The sequence below is a fragment of the Veronia pacifica genome (assembly GCF_001707825.1).
Lineage (GTDB): Bacteria > Pseudomonadota > Gammaproteobacteria > Enterobacterales > Vibrionaceae > Veronia > Veronia pacifica.
Window position 1 is genome coordinate 1 of sequence record NZ_LYBM01000148.1, and the last position, 317, is coordinate 317.

The window sequence follows — 317 nt, forward strand, 5'->3', positions numbered from 1 at the left end:
AAATCATCGCGACACCGACGATGACGGCGACAGTTATGATGATAACGTTGATGCCTTCCCGCTTGACTCTACTGAATGGATAGACACAGACGGTGATGGTATCGGAAACAACGATGACGATGACGACGACGGCGATGGATATAAAGTTACTGCTTATGGCTTCCCTAATGCCCCCAATGAATGGATAGACACAGACGGTGATGGTGTCGGCAACAATGCTGACAATGACGACGATGGTGATGGGGTTGCTGACGAAGATGACCAGTTTCCATTAGACAAGACGAAAGCTGGCCGTCAACTCATCAAACATGACAGCT

The 317-nt window shown here is 48.6% G+C and carries 1 pseudogene; it reads left to right on the forward strand.

The features are described from left to right. Positions 1 to 317, forward strand: a pseudogene (locus A8L45_RS24940) (hypothetical protein); the annotation flags it as partial.